This is a genomic window from Streptomyces malaysiense (assembly GCF_000980885.2).
GTDB lineage: Bacteria > Actinomycetota > Actinomycetes > Streptomycetales > Streptomycetaceae > Streptomyces > Streptomyces malaysiense.
The window spans coordinates 53951-70396 of the sequence record NZ_LBDA02000020.1 but is presented as its reverse complement, the minus strand read 5'-3'; the positions used below and the strand labels follow the sequence as shown (position 1 = coordinate 70396).

General features: G+C 73.6%; 13 protein-coding genes. 9 read left to right on the top strand and 4 right to left on the bottom strand.

From position 1 onward, the window contains the following. Positions 1 to 3 precede the first annotated feature (3 nt). Complete coding sequence (locus tag VT52_RS11110; RefSeq protein WP_046419314.1) at positions 4 to 699, bottom strand: DUF6230 family protein; 696 nt, start codon at positions 697 to 699, stop codon at positions 4 to 6. 838 nt (positions 700 to 1537) lie between these two features. Between VT52_RS11110 and VT52_RS11105 the strand changes: the two genes are divergently transcribed. From VT52_RS11105 to VT52_RS11095, 3 genes are all read left to right on the top strand, one after another. After that, on the top strand, positions 1538 to 2188 hold the full coding sequence (locus tag VT52_RS11105) for a hypothetical protein (protein WP_046419308.1): 651 nt from the start codon (positions 1538 to 1540) through the stop codon (positions 2186 to 2188). Positions 2189 to 2497: 309 nt separating this feature from the next. Then, the gene (locus VT52_RS11100) at positions 2498 to 3142 is read left to right on the top strand and encodes a ScbR family autoregulator-binding transcription factor (RefSeq protein WP_037655450.1); all 645 of its coding nucleotides are present in this window, start codon (positions 2498 to 2500) and stop codon (positions 3140 to 3142) included. 22 nt (positions 3143 to 3164) lie between these two features. Further along, positions 3165 to 4337, top strand: coding sequence for a damage-control phosphatase ARMT1 family protein (locus tag VT52_RS11095; protein WP_046419386.1), 1173 nt, complete (start codon positions 3165 to 3167; stop codon positions 4335 to 4337). 43 nt (positions 4338 to 4380) lie between these two features. Here VT52_RS11095 and VT52_RS11090 read toward each other — a convergent pair whose 3' ends face one another. Further along, on the bottom strand, positions 4381 to 5643 hold the full coding sequence (locus tag VT52_RS11090) for a cytochrome P450 (RefSeq protein ID WP_046419303.1): 1263 nt from the start codon (positions 5641 to 5643) through the stop codon (positions 4381 to 4383). Beyond that, positions 5640 to 6500 (bottom strand): alpha/beta fold hydrolase, encoded by an 861-nt coding sequence (locus tag VT52_RS11085; protein ID WP_046419301.1) that lies wholly within the window; start codon positions 6498 to 6500, stop codon positions 5640 to 5642. The genes VT52_RS11090 and VT52_RS11085 overlap by 4 nt, the downstream gene beginning before the upstream one ends. Positions 6501 to 6633: 133 nt before the next feature. Between VT52_RS11085 and cyc2 the strand changes: the two genes are divergently transcribed. The 5 genes from cyc2 to VT52_RS11060 all read left to right on the top strand — a co-directional run bounded on the left by cyc2 (position 6634) and on the right by VT52_RS11060 (position 13868). Beyond that, positions 6634 to 8796 (top strand): germacradienol/geosmin synthase Cyc2, encoded by a 2163-nt coding sequence (gene cyc2, locus VT52_RS11080; protein WP_046419299.1) that lies wholly within the window; start codon positions 6634 to 6636, stop codon positions 8794 to 8796. A gap of 118 nt (positions 8797 to 8914) precedes the next feature. Then, a complete protein-coding gene (gene phsA, locus VT52_RS11075; RefSeq protein WP_046419297.1) occupies positions 8915 to 10798 on the top strand; it encodes an O-aminophenol oxidase PhsA in 1884 nt (627 codons plus the stop codon). 196 nt (positions 10799 to 10994) lie between these two features. Next, a complete protein-coding gene (locus tag VT52_RS11070) occupies positions 10995 to 11516 on the top strand; it encodes a PDZ domain-containing protein (RefSeq protein WP_046419295.1) in 522 nt (173 codons plus the stop codon). Positions 11517 to 11735: 219 nt separating this feature from the next. Continuing rightward, complete coding sequence (locus tag VT52_RS11065) at positions 11736 to 12863, top strand: aminopeptidase P family protein (RefSeq protein ID WP_046419292.1); 1128 nt, start codon at positions 11736 to 11738, stop codon at positions 12861 to 12863. 72 nt (positions 12864 to 12935) lie between these two features. After that, entirely contained in the window at positions 12936 to 13868 is a 933-nt protein-coding gene (locus VT52_RS11060; RefSeq protein WP_046419290.1) for a phosphotransferase family protein, read from the top strand. Between the two features lie 15 nt (positions 13869 to 13883). Here VT52_RS11060 and treZ read toward each other — a convergent pair whose 3' ends face one another. Then, positions 13884 to 15629 (bottom strand): malto-oligosyltrehalose trehalohydrolase, encoded by a 1746-nt coding sequence (treZ, locus tag VT52_RS11055; RefSeq protein ID WP_046419288.1) that lies wholly within the window; start codon positions 15627 to 15629, stop codon positions 13884 to 13886. Between the two features lie 202 nt (positions 15630 to 15831). Here treZ and VT52_RS11050 point away from each other — a divergent pair, with 202 nt between their 5' ends. Further along, positions 15832 to 16395 (top strand): DUF1707 and FHA domain-containing protein, encoded by a 564-nt coding sequence (locus VT52_RS11050; protein WP_046419286.1) that lies wholly within the window; start codon positions 15832 to 15834, stop codon positions 16393 to 16395. Positions 16396 to 16446 lie beyond the last annotated feature (51 nt).

Sequence of the window (16446 nt, the reverse complement as noted above, 5' to 3'; positions counted from 1 at the left end):
CGCTCAGCAACCCGAGTCGCTGAAGCGCAGCTTGAGACCCGGCAGCTTGAACACCCCTGCCGTGGTCGCGTAGTTGGTCTGCCGCAGATGGTCGATGTGCACGCTGTCGGCCTGCTGGCTGAAGACGCCCTTCGGGCCCTTCGCGTCGGCCTCGGTCAGCGTGCTCGCGTCGTTGCCGATCTCGATGTGGTTGAAGGACGCGTCACCGGACATCTCGGTGGAGTCGGTGGTCAGATCGGACGCGCTCACCTTGGTCGCGCCGGTGCCCGCCGTGATCAGCAGGTTGGTGCCGCCGAGGTCGACGCTCTGGCACAGCTTGGTGAGCGTCGCCTTCTTGATCGCCGAGGTGACGATGAGGACCTGGCCGCCGGTGTCACCGGCGTTGGGGCTGTTGTCGGCCATGTTGTCCAGGCCGCCGAACTGCTCGAAGCCGGTACCGTCCAGCTGGCTCGCGGTGACCGTGAACGGCATGCCGGAGATGGAGAACTGCACGCCCAGCGCGCCCTGCGCGGTGAGGACCGCGAGGCCGGCGGCGACGAGGGTGGCGGGCACCGCCATCACCGCGGCGCGGCGGGCCCGGACGCGGCCCCGTCTCCCGGCCGTGGGCGACGCGGTGCCGCTCGGTGCTTCGGACGGTGAACCGCTTTCCGGGTTCTCGGGGGTGTTGCCGGTGGACGAGGGGTCCGGGGACGAGGCCATGTCTGCTCCCGTGGGCATGGATCAATGCGGGTTGGGCTTCAGTGGCGCGATGTCCTGGCGCGGACAGCGGCCGCCGCGGACGCCTCCTCGCACTCCCGGCGGGTGCAAGGGCTTTCTCGTTACGCGGCGGTAGCCTTTCGAGGAAGTTACCGCCGGTTACATTTTGGGGTCAAGGGAGATGTGAAAAAAGGGTGTCGGCGGTGCGTGCGACCCCCACGAAGCGCTCAACTTCCCCCGTGTGCGGAGGTGTTGGAGCATCCGACGGGTTGACGCCGTTGGTTGACGGGGTTACAAATTCCTCAGATTCCACGGATCCGTGGCGCCGGATCCCCGAGCGGCGGCGGCCGTGTCCTCCATGGGCGCCGGCCGCGTTCCCGGCCCCTTCGCGGCACCCGCTCCATCGGGCGCCGACCGTCCGGAACGCGTGCCGCCCGGCACGCGTGCCGCCCGGCACGCCGGCCCCTTCGGACGGCGGCCGCCCCGAACGGCGATCTTCCCGCACTCGGCGCGATCACGGCACGGACAGCTCCCCCACGGGTCCGTACCGGCACCCCCTGTTCGTCCGGCCCGGCCGGTTCCCCCCGGGTACCGGCCGGTGTCCGGCCCGCCGCCGTCGCCGGTCCGTCGCGTAAGGAGAAGGCGTGACGGACCCGCGCCGGCGGCGGCATCCGCACCGAACCGGCACGGCCGCGCACCGCCGGAGCACCGCCGCGTCATCGCGTCACCCGGCCGCGCGCCGCAAGCGCACCACCCCGTACCGCGCGCACCGCCCCGTACCGCGCGCACCGCCCCCACCCCCCACGTCCGCGATTCCCCACCCCACCAGAGAGGCACCCGCATGCGTACGCGCACCCTCATCGCTCTCGCCGGCACCGCCACCGCCACCGCGCTCGCCCTGGTGTCGGCCGGTCCGGCCTCCGCCGCCGGCACGGTCCTCACCACGGGCGGCGCCGGCGGCACCGCCGTCGCGGTCGGCGACACGCTCACCGCGCCCCTGGCGAGCGGCACCTCGGCCACCTTCTACTCCAGCTCGACCGGCACCAGCGGCGTGAAGTGCGGCACCTCCCAGTTCACCGCCAAGGTCACCGCCAACCCGACCGCGCCGGGCACCGCCACCGAGTCCCTCACCGGGCAGACCTTCAGCGGCTGCACCAGCAACGTCATCGGTGTCCTCGGTGTCAACAGCGTGACCATCGACAACCTGCCCTACACGGCGGCCGCCTCCTCCAGTGGCACCCTCACCGTGACGCCCCCGAGCGGCTCCGTCATCCAGTCCACGGTCAAGCTGAGCACCCTGCTGGGCAGCGTCACCTGCGTCTACCGGGGGCCGAGCCTGTCCGGGACGACGGCCAACGCCGACAACAGCATCACCTTCACCAACCAGCAGTTCACCAAGACCTCCGGGTCCTCGCTCTGCTTCTCCACCGCCTACTTCAGCGCCAAGTACGCGCCGGTGACGGACGGTGGGGCCTCGGTCTACGTCAACTGATGTCCCGCGGGCGGTCGTTTCGGGCCGTCCTGAACGCAGCGCCCAGGCGGCGCCGACGCGGTGCGCTCCGGCATCGCGGCGGCGCCGCCCTGCTGTGCGCCGCCCCGCCGAAGGGGGCTTACTGCCCTACGGAGCAGGGAAGTTGGTCTTTTCCGGCCCTCCGGTGAGACGTCGTTGAGGACCTGGCCGTCCGCCTCGTATCGTGGCGATCATGGGGACTCCCGCTGTCATTCAGTGAGTTATCGTATGCAAGGGGTTAAAAACAAACCGCATGTCCCGTTCGTTCGTCTCGCGAGGAGGGGTCCCAGCATGGCGAGGCAGTTACGCGCCGAACAGACCCGGGCCACGATCATCACGGCCGCCGCCGATCTGTTCGACCAACACGGCTACGAGTCCACCAGTCTGAGCGACATCGTCGCACACGCGAAGGTCACCAAGGGCGCCCTCTACTTCCACTTCGCCGCCAAGGAGGACCTGGCGCACGCGATCCTGGAGCTGGAGAACCGCGCCGCCCGCCGCCTGGTGGCCGATCTCGACGGCCGCGGCTACTCCTCCCTGGAGGGCCTGATGCGCACCACCTTCGGGATCGCCCGGCTCGCCGTGGACGACCCGGTGCCGCGCGCCGGACTGCGCCTCGCCACCGCCGACGTCACCGTACGGCCGCCGCTGCGCCACCCCTACACCGAATGGCTGGAGTTCGCCGCCCGCAAGTTCACCGGGGCCGTACGCGAGGCCGATGTGCACGGGGACCTCGATGTCTCCGCCGCCGCCCACTCGCTCGTCTGCTTCTTCTTCGGCACCCGCGTCGCCGGCCGCTTCGAACCCGTGGGACGCCTGCCGCGCCGGGTCGCCGAGATGTGGCACCTGATGATCCGCGGCCTGGTGCCGGTGCACCGCCGCCCCCGCTACGTCACCCTCGCCACGCAGCTGGAGCGGGAGATCAGAACCGCGTGAGACGCGCGGTACGGTGACGGACATGCCCGAAACCCCGTTCGCATCCGTGATTCTCGGCAACGAACCCGGGTCCTTCCCGCACGGTGTGCTCGCCGAGCGGCACCCGGCGATCATCCGCCAGGTGCGGGACGCCCTCCCGTACGGCCCCGGGCAGCGCCGGGCGTTGGACGAGCTGCTGAGGAACTGCGCCGAGGGGACCGTGGAACCCCTGCCCGCCGACGCCCCGGACCGGGCGGCGTGGCAAGCGTGGGGCCTCGCCGAGTACGCCGGACGGTCCTGGTTCGACGTGCCGTGGCTGTGGTCCGAGAGCTACTTCTACCGCCGCCTCCTCGAAGCCGTCGGCTACTTCGCACCCGGACCCTGGCGAGGCATCGACCCCTTCCGGCCCGTCAAGCGCGCGGAGCTGGACGCGCCGGAGACCGACCGGGAGCTCGCCGCCCTCGACGGCCTGCGGGACCTGCCGGAGCCGGAGCGGGACCGCGCCCTGCTGCACGGATCGCTCTGGGGCAACCGTGCCGACCTGGGTTTCCGGCTGTCCGCCGAGGGCGCCGAGGACCGCGAGCCGGCGCCCGCGCTGGTCGCCGACGACAGCGAGCGGCTGTGGTCGCTGCTCCCGCCCGACGGCACCGCCGGCCTCGTCCTGGTCGCGGACAACGCCGGCCGCGAACTCGTCCCCGACCTGCTGCTGCTCGCCCACCTCCTGGCCGGGGACCGGATCGCGCGGGCGGTGCTGCACGTCAAGCCGCACCCGTACTACGTCTCGGACGCGATCATGGCCGATGTGCTCGACGGCCTGGAACGGCTGCGCACGGCGCCGGGCGCGGCCGGAGAGCACGGGCGGCTGCTCCGCCGCGCCATGGCCGACGGGCGGCTCACCGTGCGCGCCCACCCCTTCTCCTGCGCCCCGCTGCCGTACGAGCGGATGCCGGACGACCTGCGCGCCGAATTCGCCGCCGCCACCCTCACCGTCTTCAAGGGCGACCTCAACTACCGTCGTCTGGTGGGGGACCGGCGCCGGCCGCCGACCGCCTCCTTCGCCGCGGCGACCGCCTACTTCCCGGGTCCGGTGGCCGCGCTGCGCACCCTGAAGTCGGAGGTGGTCACCGGACTGACCGCCGCCACCGAGGCGCGTCTGGTGGCGGCGGGACAGCGCTGGCGTACGGACGGCACGCACGCGCTGGTCCAGGTCAACTGACCAGGTCGACTGACCGGTCCGACCGACGGTCCGACCCACCGGATCAACTGATGTGTACCGGAAGTGTCTTGAGTCCGTTGATGAAGTTGGACACCAGCCGCTCGGCCGGGCCAGCGGGCCGCAGTCCGGGCAGGGCGCGCAGCACCTCCGCGTAGAGCAGCCGCAGTTGCAGGCGGGCGAAGTGGGCACCCAGGCAGACGTGCGGGCCGTCCCCGAAGGAGACGTGCGGATTGGGGGAGCGGGCGAGGTCCAGCCGGCCGGGGTCGTCGAAGGCCCGCTCGTCGCGGTTGGCGGAGGCGTGGAAGACCACGACCTTGTCGCCCGCCGGGATGCGCCGGCCCGCCAGCTCGGTGTCCTGTGCGGCGGTGCGCCGGAAGGTCAGCACGGGCGGGTGCCAGCGCAGCAACTCCTCGACGGCCGTGCCGAGTCCGGTCCTCCCGGTGCGCACGAGTTCGTAGCACGCCGGGTGTTCGGCCAGGGCCAGCAGGCCGCCGGGGGCCGCGCTGCGGACGGTGTCGTTGCCCGCGACCGTGAGCAGGAAGAAGAACATCTCCAGTTCGGGCCCGGTGAGTTCGGGGTCGGTGGCGAGTGTGGTCATGATGTCGTCGGCGGGGTACCGGCGCTTGTGCGCGGCCAGTTCGCGCGCGTAGGCGAACATGTCCCGCAGCATCGCCGGGGAGCGCGGGTTCGGCGGCTTGCCCGAGCCGTCCAGTACCACGGGAGCGGCCTCGTCCGGGTCCTGGTAGCCGATCACCCGCTGTGTCCAGCGCAGCAGCAGCCGCCGGTCGCCGTCCGGGACCCCCAGCAGATCGGTGAGGTTGAGCAGCGCGTACTCGTCGGTGACGGCCGCCACCAGGTCGACCGTGCCGTCCTGGCGCGCGGCCCGCTCCCGTGCCGCCGCGAGCAGTGTCCGCGCCCGGTTCCGGGCGAGGGCCGCGAACCGCTCGATCCGCCCCGGGGTGAACGCCCGGCTCACCAGCCGCCGCAGCCTGCCGTGGTGGGGCGGGTCCTGATTGAGCATCATGCGCCGGATGAACGGCAGGTCCTCGGGGTCGGGGTCCCGGATCTGGGTGGCACCCAGGTGTGACGAGTACGCGGCCGGGTCCTTCAGGACCCGCACGACGTCCGCGTGCCGGGTCACCGCCCAGAACCCTGGCCCGGCGGGCCAGCCCAGCACCTCGGGCTCCTCCTGCCGGACCACCGGATGCTCGTCGCGCAGCACGCGGTAGGCGTCGTACGGCACCCCGGTGGCGTACCGCAGCGGGTCGAAGACGTCCGGCACCGGACGGGCGGTCCCCGTGCTCACGCCACCCCGCCGCCGTCCGCGTCCGTCCCGGCACCGTCCGGCGCGGTCCCGTCCCGCCCGTCCGCGCGCAGGAAGTCCTCCACCACCCGGATCAGCTCCAGCGGCGTCTCGTCCATCGCGTAGTGGCCGGCCCCGGGCAGGGCGACGAGCCGGCCGTGCCGGTACCAGGACAGCCAGGTCCGGCGCATCACCTCGGGCGACAGGGCCGGGTCCAGCTCGCCCGCCACGGCGAGCGCGGGCACCTCGCTGCCGGTCACCTCGGTGTGGAAGTCCTCGCCCGCCCACGAGTCGAGCCAGGCCCCGAACGCCTTCGCGTCGCTGCGTCGCGACGACAGCCGGACCATCCGGTCCAGCCAGGCGGCAGGGCGGCGGCCGCCGGTGGTGAAGTCGATGATCGCGCGCCGGTCGGCCGCCCGGTGCGCCGCGCCCGTGAACAGCGCGCCCTGCTCGCCCGAGAGCGGCATCCCCGAGGCGGGCACCGGGGAGACGCCGATGATCCGGCGCAGCCGCCCGGGGGCCAGCGCGAGCAGCCTCCCCCACTGCCTTGAAGGCGTGGGAGGTGCCCCCACGGCCACCGCGCCGCCCTTGGAGTGCCCGATCACCGAGAATTCGGTCCAGCCGAGCCGGTCGGCCAGCGCCACCAGGTCCACGGCCGCCCGAGCCGTCGTGTACGGCCCCGGGGCGTCCGCGGCCTCCCCGTAGCCGCGCAGATCGACCGGCACATAGGTGAAGGAGGCGCGGTCGAGGTCCGGCAGGACGGCTGCGTAGGCGGAGCGGTCGGCGAACCAGCCGTGCACGGCGAACACCCGGTGGGCGCCGTCGCCGTGCAGCTCATGGGGCAGCACGAAGGAGTCCATGCGCCTACCGTGGCCCGGACGCCCGAGCACGGCAAGGGCGCGGACGGGGCACGCCTCGGGGTCGGTTCACGCGATGGTGTGATCATGTCCCGCGTGTGGGATGGGTGTTCGGGCCGCCGGGTAGGGCCCGGCCATGACGCAGCCGTTCGAACTCCCGCACTTCTACATGCCGTTTCCCGCGCGGCTCAATCCGCACCTCGACGAGGCGCGCGCCCATTCCGCCGCGTGGGCGGGCGAGATGGGCATGCTGGAGGGCTCCGGGATCTGGGACCGGTCCGACCTGGACGCGCACGACTACGGGCTGCTGTGTGCCTACACCCATCCCGACTGCGACGGCCCCGCCCTCTCGCTGATCACCGACTGGTACGTGTGGGTGTTCTTCTTCGACGACCACTTCCTGGACATGTTCAAGCGGACCCAGGACCGCGCCGCCGGCAAGGCCCACCTCGACCGGCTGCCGCTGTTCATGCCGATCGACTCGCAGACTGCCGTGCCCGAGCCCGAGAACCCGGTCGAGGCGGGTCTGAAGGACCTGTGGGCGCGTACGGTGCCCGCGATGTCCTTGGACTGGCGCCGCCGCTTCTCCGTGGCCACCGAGCACCTGCTCAACGAGTCGATGTGGGAGCTGTCCAACATCAACGAGGGGCGGATCGCCAACCCCGTCGAGTACATCGAGATGCGCCGCAAGGTGGGCGGCGCGCCGTGGTCCGCCGGGCTCGTGGAGTACGCGACCGCCGAGGTGCCGGCCGCCGTCGCCGCCACCAGGCCGCTGCGGGTGCTCATGGAGACCTTCGCCGACGCCGTCCATCTGCGCAACGACCTGTTCTCGTACCAGCGCGAAGTGGAGGACGAGGGCGAGAACAGCAACGGCGTGCTGGTCCTGGAGACCTTCTTCGGCTGCACCACCCAGGAGGCCGCCGACACGGTCAACGACATCCTCACCTCGCGCCTGCACCAGTTCGAGCACACCGCGCTCACCGAGGTGCCCGCCGTCGCCCTGGAGCACTGCCTCACCCCGGCCGAGACGGGCGCGATCGCCGCCTACGCCAAGGGACTCCAGGACTGGCAGAGCGGCGGCCACGAATGGCACCTGCGCTCCAGCCGCTACATGAACAAGGGCGCGCGGAACGACTCGCCCTGGCGGCTGCCCGGCGGCCCCGGCACCTCCGCCGCCCAGGTCGGCGCCCTGCTCGCCGCCGCCGCGCACGAGCGGACGCGCGCCCACGCGCACGTGCCCCACCAGAAGGTCGGCCCCTCGATCCTGCCCGAGTTCCACATGCCGTTCGCGCTGGGGCTCAGCCCCCACCTGGACGCCGCCCGCCGCAACCTGCGTGCCTGGTGCGACCGGATGGGCATCCTCCAGGAGGGCGTCTGGGACGAGGACAGGCTGCGCGCCTGCGATCTCGCCCTGTGCTCCGCCGGCCTCGACCCCGACGCCACCCCCGAGGCCCTGGACCTCAGCGCCCAGTGGCTCGCCTTCGGCACCTACGGCGACGACTACTACCCCCTGGTCCACGGCCACCGCCGGGACCTGGCCGCCGCCCGCCTGACCACCGCCCGGCTGTCGGCCTGCATGCCCGTCGACGGCGAGGCCCCGCCCGTCCCCGGCAACGCCATGGAACGCTCCCTGAGCGACCTGTGGGCCCGCACCACCGCCTCGATGAGCACCGGGCAGCGGCGCGTCCTCAAGGCCGCCGTGGACACCATGACCGAGAGCTGGGTGTGGGAGCTGTCCAACCAGCTCCAGAACCGCGTTCCCGACCCGGTCGACTACCTGGAGATGCGCCGTGCCACCTTCGGTTCCGACCTCACGCTGAGCCTGTGCCGGACGGGCCGGGGCCCCGCGGTCCCGCCGGAGCTCTACCGCAGCGGCCCGGTGCGCTCCCTGGAGAACGCCGCCGTCGACTACGCCTGCCTGCTCAACGACATCTTCTCGTACCAGAAGGAGATCGAGTACGAGGGCGAGATCCACAACGCCGTCCTGGTCGTGCAGAACTTCTTCGGCGTCGACTACCCGGCCGCGCTCGGCGTCGTACACGACCTGACCACCCAGCGCATGCGACAGTTCGAACACGTGGTCGCCCATGAACTGCCCGTGCTGTACGACGACTTCGGGCTCTCCCCGCAGGCCCGCGCGGCGATGGACGGCTACGTCGACGACCTCCGGAACTGGCTGGCCGGAATCCTTAACTGGCACCGCAGCGTGGACCGTTACAAGGACACCTGGCTGGCGCGGCGCGCCCACGGCTTCCTGCCCGAGCGCCCGCCCGCGCGGCCGCTCCTCACCCTGGGCTGAACGGCCGTTTCGGAATCTACTCGTACGGAGTAGGGCATTCGGGGAACTTCGGCGGACTCTTCGCGGTCTTCACCGTCAAGGGGAACGACACGATGCGAGAACACGGGGGTGTTCGAGCTTGACCGAGATCTTCGAGAAGGCCGTCGGGCGGATCACCGGCGCCACGGGGGACGAGAAGCAGGCACCGGACGAACTGCGGCCGTACGTCGCGCCGTTGACCGTGCCGCCGGTGCTGCGGCCGACCACGGCCGACGTCCGGCAGGAGACCGAGATCGCCCTGCGCCCGACCTGGGTGCGGCTGCACCCGCAGCTGCCGCCCACTCTGATGTGGGGCTACGACGGCCATGTCCCGGGCCCGACCATCGAGGTGCGGCGCGGCCGCCGTATCCGCATCGCCTGGACCAACCGCATCCCCAAGGGCGCCGAGTACCCGGTGACCGCGGTCGCGGCGGCGCTCCGCGCGCCCGGTACCGCGCCCGCCACCACCGAGCCCGGCCGCGGCGGGGCGGAACCCGACAAGGACGTCGCCGCCCTGCCCGCCTGGTCGGTGACCCATCTGCACGGCGCCCGGACCGGCGGCGGCAACGACGGCTGGGCGGACAACGCCGTCGGCTCCGGCGACGCCCAGCTGTCGGAGTACCCGAACGACCACCGGGCGACCCAGTGGTGGTACCACGACCACGCCATGAACATCACCCGGTTCAACGTGATGGCCGGGCTCTACGGCACCTACCTCGTCCGCGACGACGAGGAGGACGCCCTGCGGCTGCCGTCCGGGAAGCGGGAGATCCCGCTGCTGCTCGCCGACCGCAACCTCGACACCGACGAGGACGGGCGGCTCAACGGACGGCTGCTGCACAAGACGGTCGTCGTGCGGGAGAGCGCCCCGGAGACCGGCGAGCCGGTGTCCGTCCCGTTCACCGGGCCCTACACCACGGTCAACGGCCGCATCTGGCCGTACGCCGAGGTGGACTCGGCCTGGTACCGCTTCCGCCTGGTCAACGCCTCGAACGCGCGCATCTTCGACCTCGTGCTGATCGACGAGGACGGCGACCCGGTGCCCGGCGTCGTGCACCAGATCGGCAGCGACGGAGGGCTGCTGCCGCGGCCCGTGCCGGTGGACTTCGGCCCGGAACTGCCCGCCCTGACCGCGGCTCCCGCCGAACGCTTCGACCTGCTGGTCGACTTCCGGCGGCTGGCGGGCCGCACCCTCCGGCTGGTCAACAAGGATCCCGGCCGGCCGGCGGGCGTGCCCGACCCGGCCGGCGACGTGCGCTGTCCGGCCGTCATGGAGTTCCGGGTCCACGAGGCCGCCGAGCGCGACACCTTCGAGCTGCCCGAGGTCCTGTCCGGCTCCTTCCGCCGGCTCACCCGTGAACTCCCGCACGGCCACCGGCTGGTCGTGCTCACCCCGCCCGCCACCAGGGGCGCGGGCGGGCACCCCGAGATCTGGGAGATGACCGAGGTCACCGGCACGGACGGGCTGACCCTCCCGGCCGACGGCGTCATCCAGCTCACCGGCCCCGACGGCACCACGAAGACGTACCGGCGCATCGCGCGGACCTTCAACGACGGACTCGGGTTCACCGTCGGCGAGGGCAGCTACGAGCAGTGGAGCTTCCTCAACCTCGCGCCCGTCGTGCACCCCATGCACATCCACCTGGCCGACTTCCAGCTGCTGGGCCGGGACGCCTACGACGTGTCCGGCTTCGACCCGGCGGCCGGCGGCACCCGCGCGCCGGTCCGCCACGACGCGGGCACCGCGATCCCCCTCGCGCCCAACGAGCAGGGGTACAAGGACGTCTTCCGGGTGCCCGGCGGCCAGCTGCTGCGGGTCATGGGCCGCTTCGACGGGGCGTACGGCAGGTTCATGTACCACTGCCATCTGCTGGAGCACGAGGACATGGGCATGATGCGCCCGTTCGTCGTCATGCCGGCCGAGGCGATGAGGTTCGGCCACGGCGCGCCGCACGGGGGCGGCCACGGAGGGCGCATGGGCTGAGCCGGCCACCGGGTCACCGCCGGGCCGGGGCGACGACGGGCGGGAGCGGCGGTCGGCGGGAGCGGCGGCGGGCCGGGGCCGGTGCTCGGGGCGTCCGTAGTGACTACCCGCCGCCGGCCTCCGCGCAGTCTCACTCGTTCGAGTCTCGTCGCGGGCCGGTGAGCCGGGTAGGTCACCGGCCGGAGGCGAGCGAACCATGGAACACACTGCGTTGCGGCCCAGGCCGCTGCCGGGCCGGGGACCCAGGACGGGCGGCGGCCCCGCCCACCACCCGCACACCGCGTCCCGGCGCGGCCGGCGGCCTCGGACCCTGCTGCTCGGCGCCTGCGCGGGCACGCTGCTGGTGCTGTCCGGCGTGGGCATCGGCGCGGTCGGTGCCACGGTGCTCGGCGGGGGCCGCGACAGCGCGCCGGGGTCGAGTCCCGCGGCCGGGTCCGCGCGGGAGAGCGGTCCCCAGGCCACCTTGGGGGTGGAGGCCGTCGACTACGGGAGTCCCGGCGCGCTGGTGGTGGGTGTGCACACGCCCGGTCCCGGCTACCGGGCCGGTCTGGCCCGTGGGGACGTCCTGCTCCGGTTCGGCGGCGCGCGGGTGGACACCGCCGCCGGCCTGGCCCGGGCGGTCGCCCGTGCCCGTCCCGGCAGCGAGGTCCTGCTCACCGTGCGGCACAGCGGCGGTGGGTTCCAGCAGTTGACGGTGGTGCCGGGCGTCGTGACCTGAGCGCGGCGGCGCCCGGCGGCCGGCGGGTGAGGACGGCCGGGGGCCGAGCGTCCCGCCCACCCCCGCGACCCGCCGCGCGCGGAACTCCGCCGTACCCGGCGGACGTGGGATCCTCCGATCGGCTCGCGTGGCCCGGTCCGGGCGGGCAGGATGCTGCCCGGGGCGCCTTCCGCGCGCCCCGGAACCCGCCCGACCAGCCAGAACCGCCCGGAGGCCCGGATGACCGGTAGTACGACCACGCCCTTCAGCGCAGCCGACCACGAGGCCCGCATGGAGCGCGCCGCGCGCGCCGCGGCCGACGCCGGCCTCGCCGGGCTGCTCGTGGCACCAGGACCGGACATGGTGTGGCTGACCGGCTACACTCCCACCGCCGTCACCGAACGGCTCACCCTCCTGGTCCTCGCCCCCGGCCAGGACCCCGTGCTGGTCGTCCCCACCCTGGAGGCCCCGGACGCGGAGCACTCCGCCGCGGGCGAGGCACTCACGCTGCGCGACTGGACCGACGGCAAGGACCCCTACGCCGTCACCGCCGAGCTCCTCGACGGCGGCGGCCGCTACGGCATCAGCGACAACACCTGGGCGATGCACGTCCTCGGCCTCCAGCGCACCCTGCCCGGCAGCTCCTACGCCGCGCTCACCGACGCCCTGCCCATGCTGCGCGCGGTCAAGGACGCCGCCGAGGTGGAGCTGCTCGCGGCCGCCGGAGCCGCGGCCGACGCGGCCTTCGAGGAGATCCGTGAGGTGACCTTCGCCGGGCGCCGCGAGTCCGACATCGGCCGGGACCTCGCCGCGCTGCTGCGCCGCTTCGGCCACTCCCAGGTCGACTTCACCATCGTCGGCTCCGGCCCCAACGGCGCCAACCCGCACCACGAGGTCGGCGACCGCGTCATCCGGCGCGGCGACATGGTCGTCCTCGACTTCGGCGGCCTGAAGGACGGCTACGGCTCCGACACCACGCGCACCGTGCACGTCGGCGAGCCCACGGAGGAGGAGCGCCGGGTCCACGACATCGTGCGCGAGGCCCAGGAGGCCGGCTACCAGGCGGTTCGGCCGGGCGTGGCCTGCCAGGAGGTCGACCGCGCCGCCCGCGAGGTGATCACCGAGGCCGGGTACGGCGAGTACTTCATCCACCGCACCGGGCACGGCATCGGCGTCACCACGCACGAGCCGCCGTACATGATCGAGGGCGAGGAGCTGCCGCTGGTGCCCGGGATGTGCTTCTCGGTGGAGCCCGGCATCTATCTGCCCGGCCGCTTCGGGGTGCGCATCGAGGACATCGTCACCGTGACCGAGGACGGCGGACGCCGCCTCAACAACACCGGCCGCGAGATGGTGATAGTGGACTGACGGCCCCAGCCCGAGCCCAGGGGGACCAGGGCGACCACACCCGACGACACCCGGAACGGCAACGCGCGATCCATGACCCAGGCACCGACCCCCACCGCGGACACCGTACGCCAGCTGGTCCGTTCGCTGCTCAAGGAAGGCCCGCAGGGCGACGGACCCGACGTCCGGCCCGTGCGCGAGGGGCACGCGTACACCTGGTGGGTCGGCACCCGCCAGGTGCTGCGCCTCGCCCCCGACCGGGAGGCGTCCACCCGCCGTCGCCGGGAGCTGCGGCTGCGCGCCCTGGTCCGCCCGCACGTCCCGGTCGCGGTGCCGGTCAGTGTCGCGCACGCCGACTGGGCGCCCGGTCTCGCCTGCACCCTGGACACCGTGGTGCCCGGCGGCACGGCCGAGGAGCACGAGGTCTCGGCGGCCGGCGAGGCCGATCTCGCCGGGCTGCTCACCGGGCTGCGCGCGGTGCCGGTACGGCAGGCCGAGTCGCTCGGCGTGCCGCGCGCCGCCCCGCGCTCCCTGGAGGCGCTGCGCCGGATGGCCGTGCACGCGGCCGAACGGCTCGCCGCCGCCGACGAGTTCGACGCCGCGCCGATGCACCAGCTCACCCCGGCCGGGGCCGCCCAGCTCGCCGCGCAGCCCGGCGTCGCGGTGCTCACCCACCACGGGCTGACCGGCGAGCACGTGGTGGTCGGCGCGGACGGGCGGGTGCGCGGCGTCCTCGACTGGACCGCGGCGGCGCTCGGTGACCCGGCCGAGGACATCGCGGGGCTCGCCGTCGCCGTCGGCTCCCCGGCGGCCGTCCGCGCCGCCACCCTCGCCGGGTACGGCGCCCGCCCCTGCCTGCGCGGCCTGTGGCTCGCCCGCTGCGACACGGTGCTGCGCCTCATGGACCGCCTCGACGGCCGCGCCCCCGGCGACCCGACGCTGCTGCGCACCCAGCTGCGCCGGGCGTGGGAGCCGATCCTGCTGGAGCGGGTGACGGACTTCAAGACGGCCGGGGAGGAGCCGTGACGGGCCTTTGCCGCCTCAGGGCTGGCTGAGCACCACGCACGACTCCGCGGGCAGCTGGAGCATGCCGTCCGCGCCCGGGGCCGCCACCGGCTCCCAGGCGGCGAGGACCAGGGCCGGGCGGGTGCCCAGGGGGATGGCGGCCGGTTCCCCGCCCAGGTTCACCGCGACGCGTACGTCGCCCCGCCGGAAGGCCAGCCAGCGGGCCTCCCGGTCGTAGGCCACCTTCGTGTCGGCGAGGTCCGGGTCGGTGAGGTCCGGCTGGTCGCGGCGCAGCGAGATCAGCCGGCGGTACCAGTCCAGCATCCGGGCGTGCTCCGCGCGTCCGGGTTCCGACCAGTCGAGGCAGGAGCGGTCCCGGGTCGCCGGGTCCCCCGGGTCCGGTACGTCCTCCTCGGCCCAGCCGTGCGCCGCGAACTCCCGGCGCCGCCCGCGCCGTACCGCCTCGGCGAGGCCGGGGTCCGTGTGGTCGGCGAAGTACTGCCAGGGCGTGCCCGCCGCCCACTCCTCGCCCATGAACAGCATCGGGGTGAACGGCGCGGTCAGCACCAGCGTCGCCGCGCAGGCCAGCAGGCCGGGGGAGAGGTGTGCGGAGAGCCGGTCGCCCTGGGCACGGTTGCCGATCTGGTCGTGGGTCTGCGAGTAGCCGAGCAGCCGGTGCCCGGCGACCCGCGCGCGGTCCAGCGGGCGGCCGTGATGCCGCTCCCGGAAGCCGGAGTACGTGCCGTCGTGGAAGTAGCCCCCGGTGAGTGTCCTGGCCAGCGCGGCGAGGGGATCGCGCGCGAAGTCCGCGTAGTAGCCCTGGGACTCGCCGGTCAGGGCGGTGTGCAGGGCGTGGTGGAAGTCGTCGTTCCACTGCGCGTGCAGCCCGAGCCCGTTCTCCGCGCGCGGTGTGATGAAGCGGGGGTCGTTGAGATCGGTCTCGGCGATCAGGAACAGCGGGCGGCCCACCTCCGCGGCGAGGCGGTCGACCGCCGCAGACAGCTCCTCCAGGAAGTGGATGGCCCGGGTGTCGTACAGCGCGTGCACCGCGTCCAGGCGCAGCCCGTCGAGCCGGAAGTCCCGCAGCCACGCGAGCGCGCTGCCGACGAGGAACGCGCGCACCTCGTCCGAACCGGGCGCGTCCAGGTTCACCGCCGCGCCCCACGGCGTGGTGTGCGTGTCGGTGAAGTACGGCCCGAATGACGGGAGATGATTGCCCGACGGCCCCAAGTGGTTGTGCACGACGTCCAGTACGACACCGAGCCCCAGCTCGTGCGCCCGGTCCACGAACCGCTTCAGCGCCTCGGGGCCGCCGTACGGCTCGTGCACCGCCCACGGCGCCACCCCGTCGTACCCCCAGCCGTGCCGCCCGGGGAACGGGCATACCGGCATCAACTCCACGTGTGTGATGCCCAGTTCCACCAGATGACCGAGCCGGGCCGCCGCCGCGTCCAGCGTGCCCTCGGGGGTGTACGTGCCCACGTGCAGCTCGTAGAGCACCGCGCCCGGCAGCGCCCGCCCCGGCCACGGAACCCGCCACGCGTACCGCCGCTGGTCCACGACCGCGCTGAGCCCGTCCGGCCCGTCCGGCTGCCGGCGCGAGCGCGGGTCGGGCAGCACCGGACCGTCGTCCAGCGCGAACCCGTACCGGGCGCCGTCACCCGCCGCCGCCTCGCCCTTCCACCAGCCCGCGCGCTCCGGATCGCGCGCCATCGCCTCGGCGGCGCCCTCGCACCGGAGCGTCACCCGGTCTGCCTGCGGTGCCCACACCTCGAACTGCACGGACGGTTCCCCTTCGTCTGTTCCCCGTGATGTCCCGCGCTCCCATCGTGCCCGCCCCCGTCGTCGATCTCCCCTCCAATCCGGGCCTTCACCGTCAGGTGTCGCGCGCCGTCCTCCGGCGGGCCGCGCGGAAGTACCGCCGGGCGGGCGCCGGTTGCCCCCTTTCTGGACACTCGCCGCCCACTGACCGACAATCACAGGCGTGACGTCGTCCTTCGAGTTCCCCACCGCCCCGGCCCCGGCGTCCGCGCGGCTGTCCGACACGGAGCGGGAGGCGGCGCTGGAGGTGCTGCGGGACGGCGCGGCCAAGGGCCGGCTGTCGCACGAGACGTTCGTGCGCCGCATGGAACTGGCGCTCGCCGCGCGGCACGCCGACGAACTCGCCGTCCTCGTGGCCGACCTGCCCCGCGAGAACCGCTTCTCCCGCGCGGTCTTCGGCACCGTGGAGGCGGTCTCCGGTTTCACGGTACGGCTGCGCCGCGCCTGGCAGGCCGAGCGGCTGCCCAGGCTGCTGCTGCCGGGACCGGCCCACAGCCATCCGCTGCGCATAGGGCGCGACCCCGGCAACGGGCTGCGGCTGACCCATGAGACGGTCTCCCGGGTGCACGCCGAACTCAGCCACCAGGGCGGGCTGTGGATCCTGCGCGACCTCGGCTCCACCAACGGGACCACGGTCAACGGCCGCCGGGTGATCGGAGCGGTCGCGGTCCGCGAGGGCGACCAGGTGGCGTTCGGGCGGGTGGCCTACCGGCTCTCGCTGAGCTGAGCGCGCGGCCGCGGCGCCGCGGTCGTTCGAACGGGTGACCCGCACTGCGGA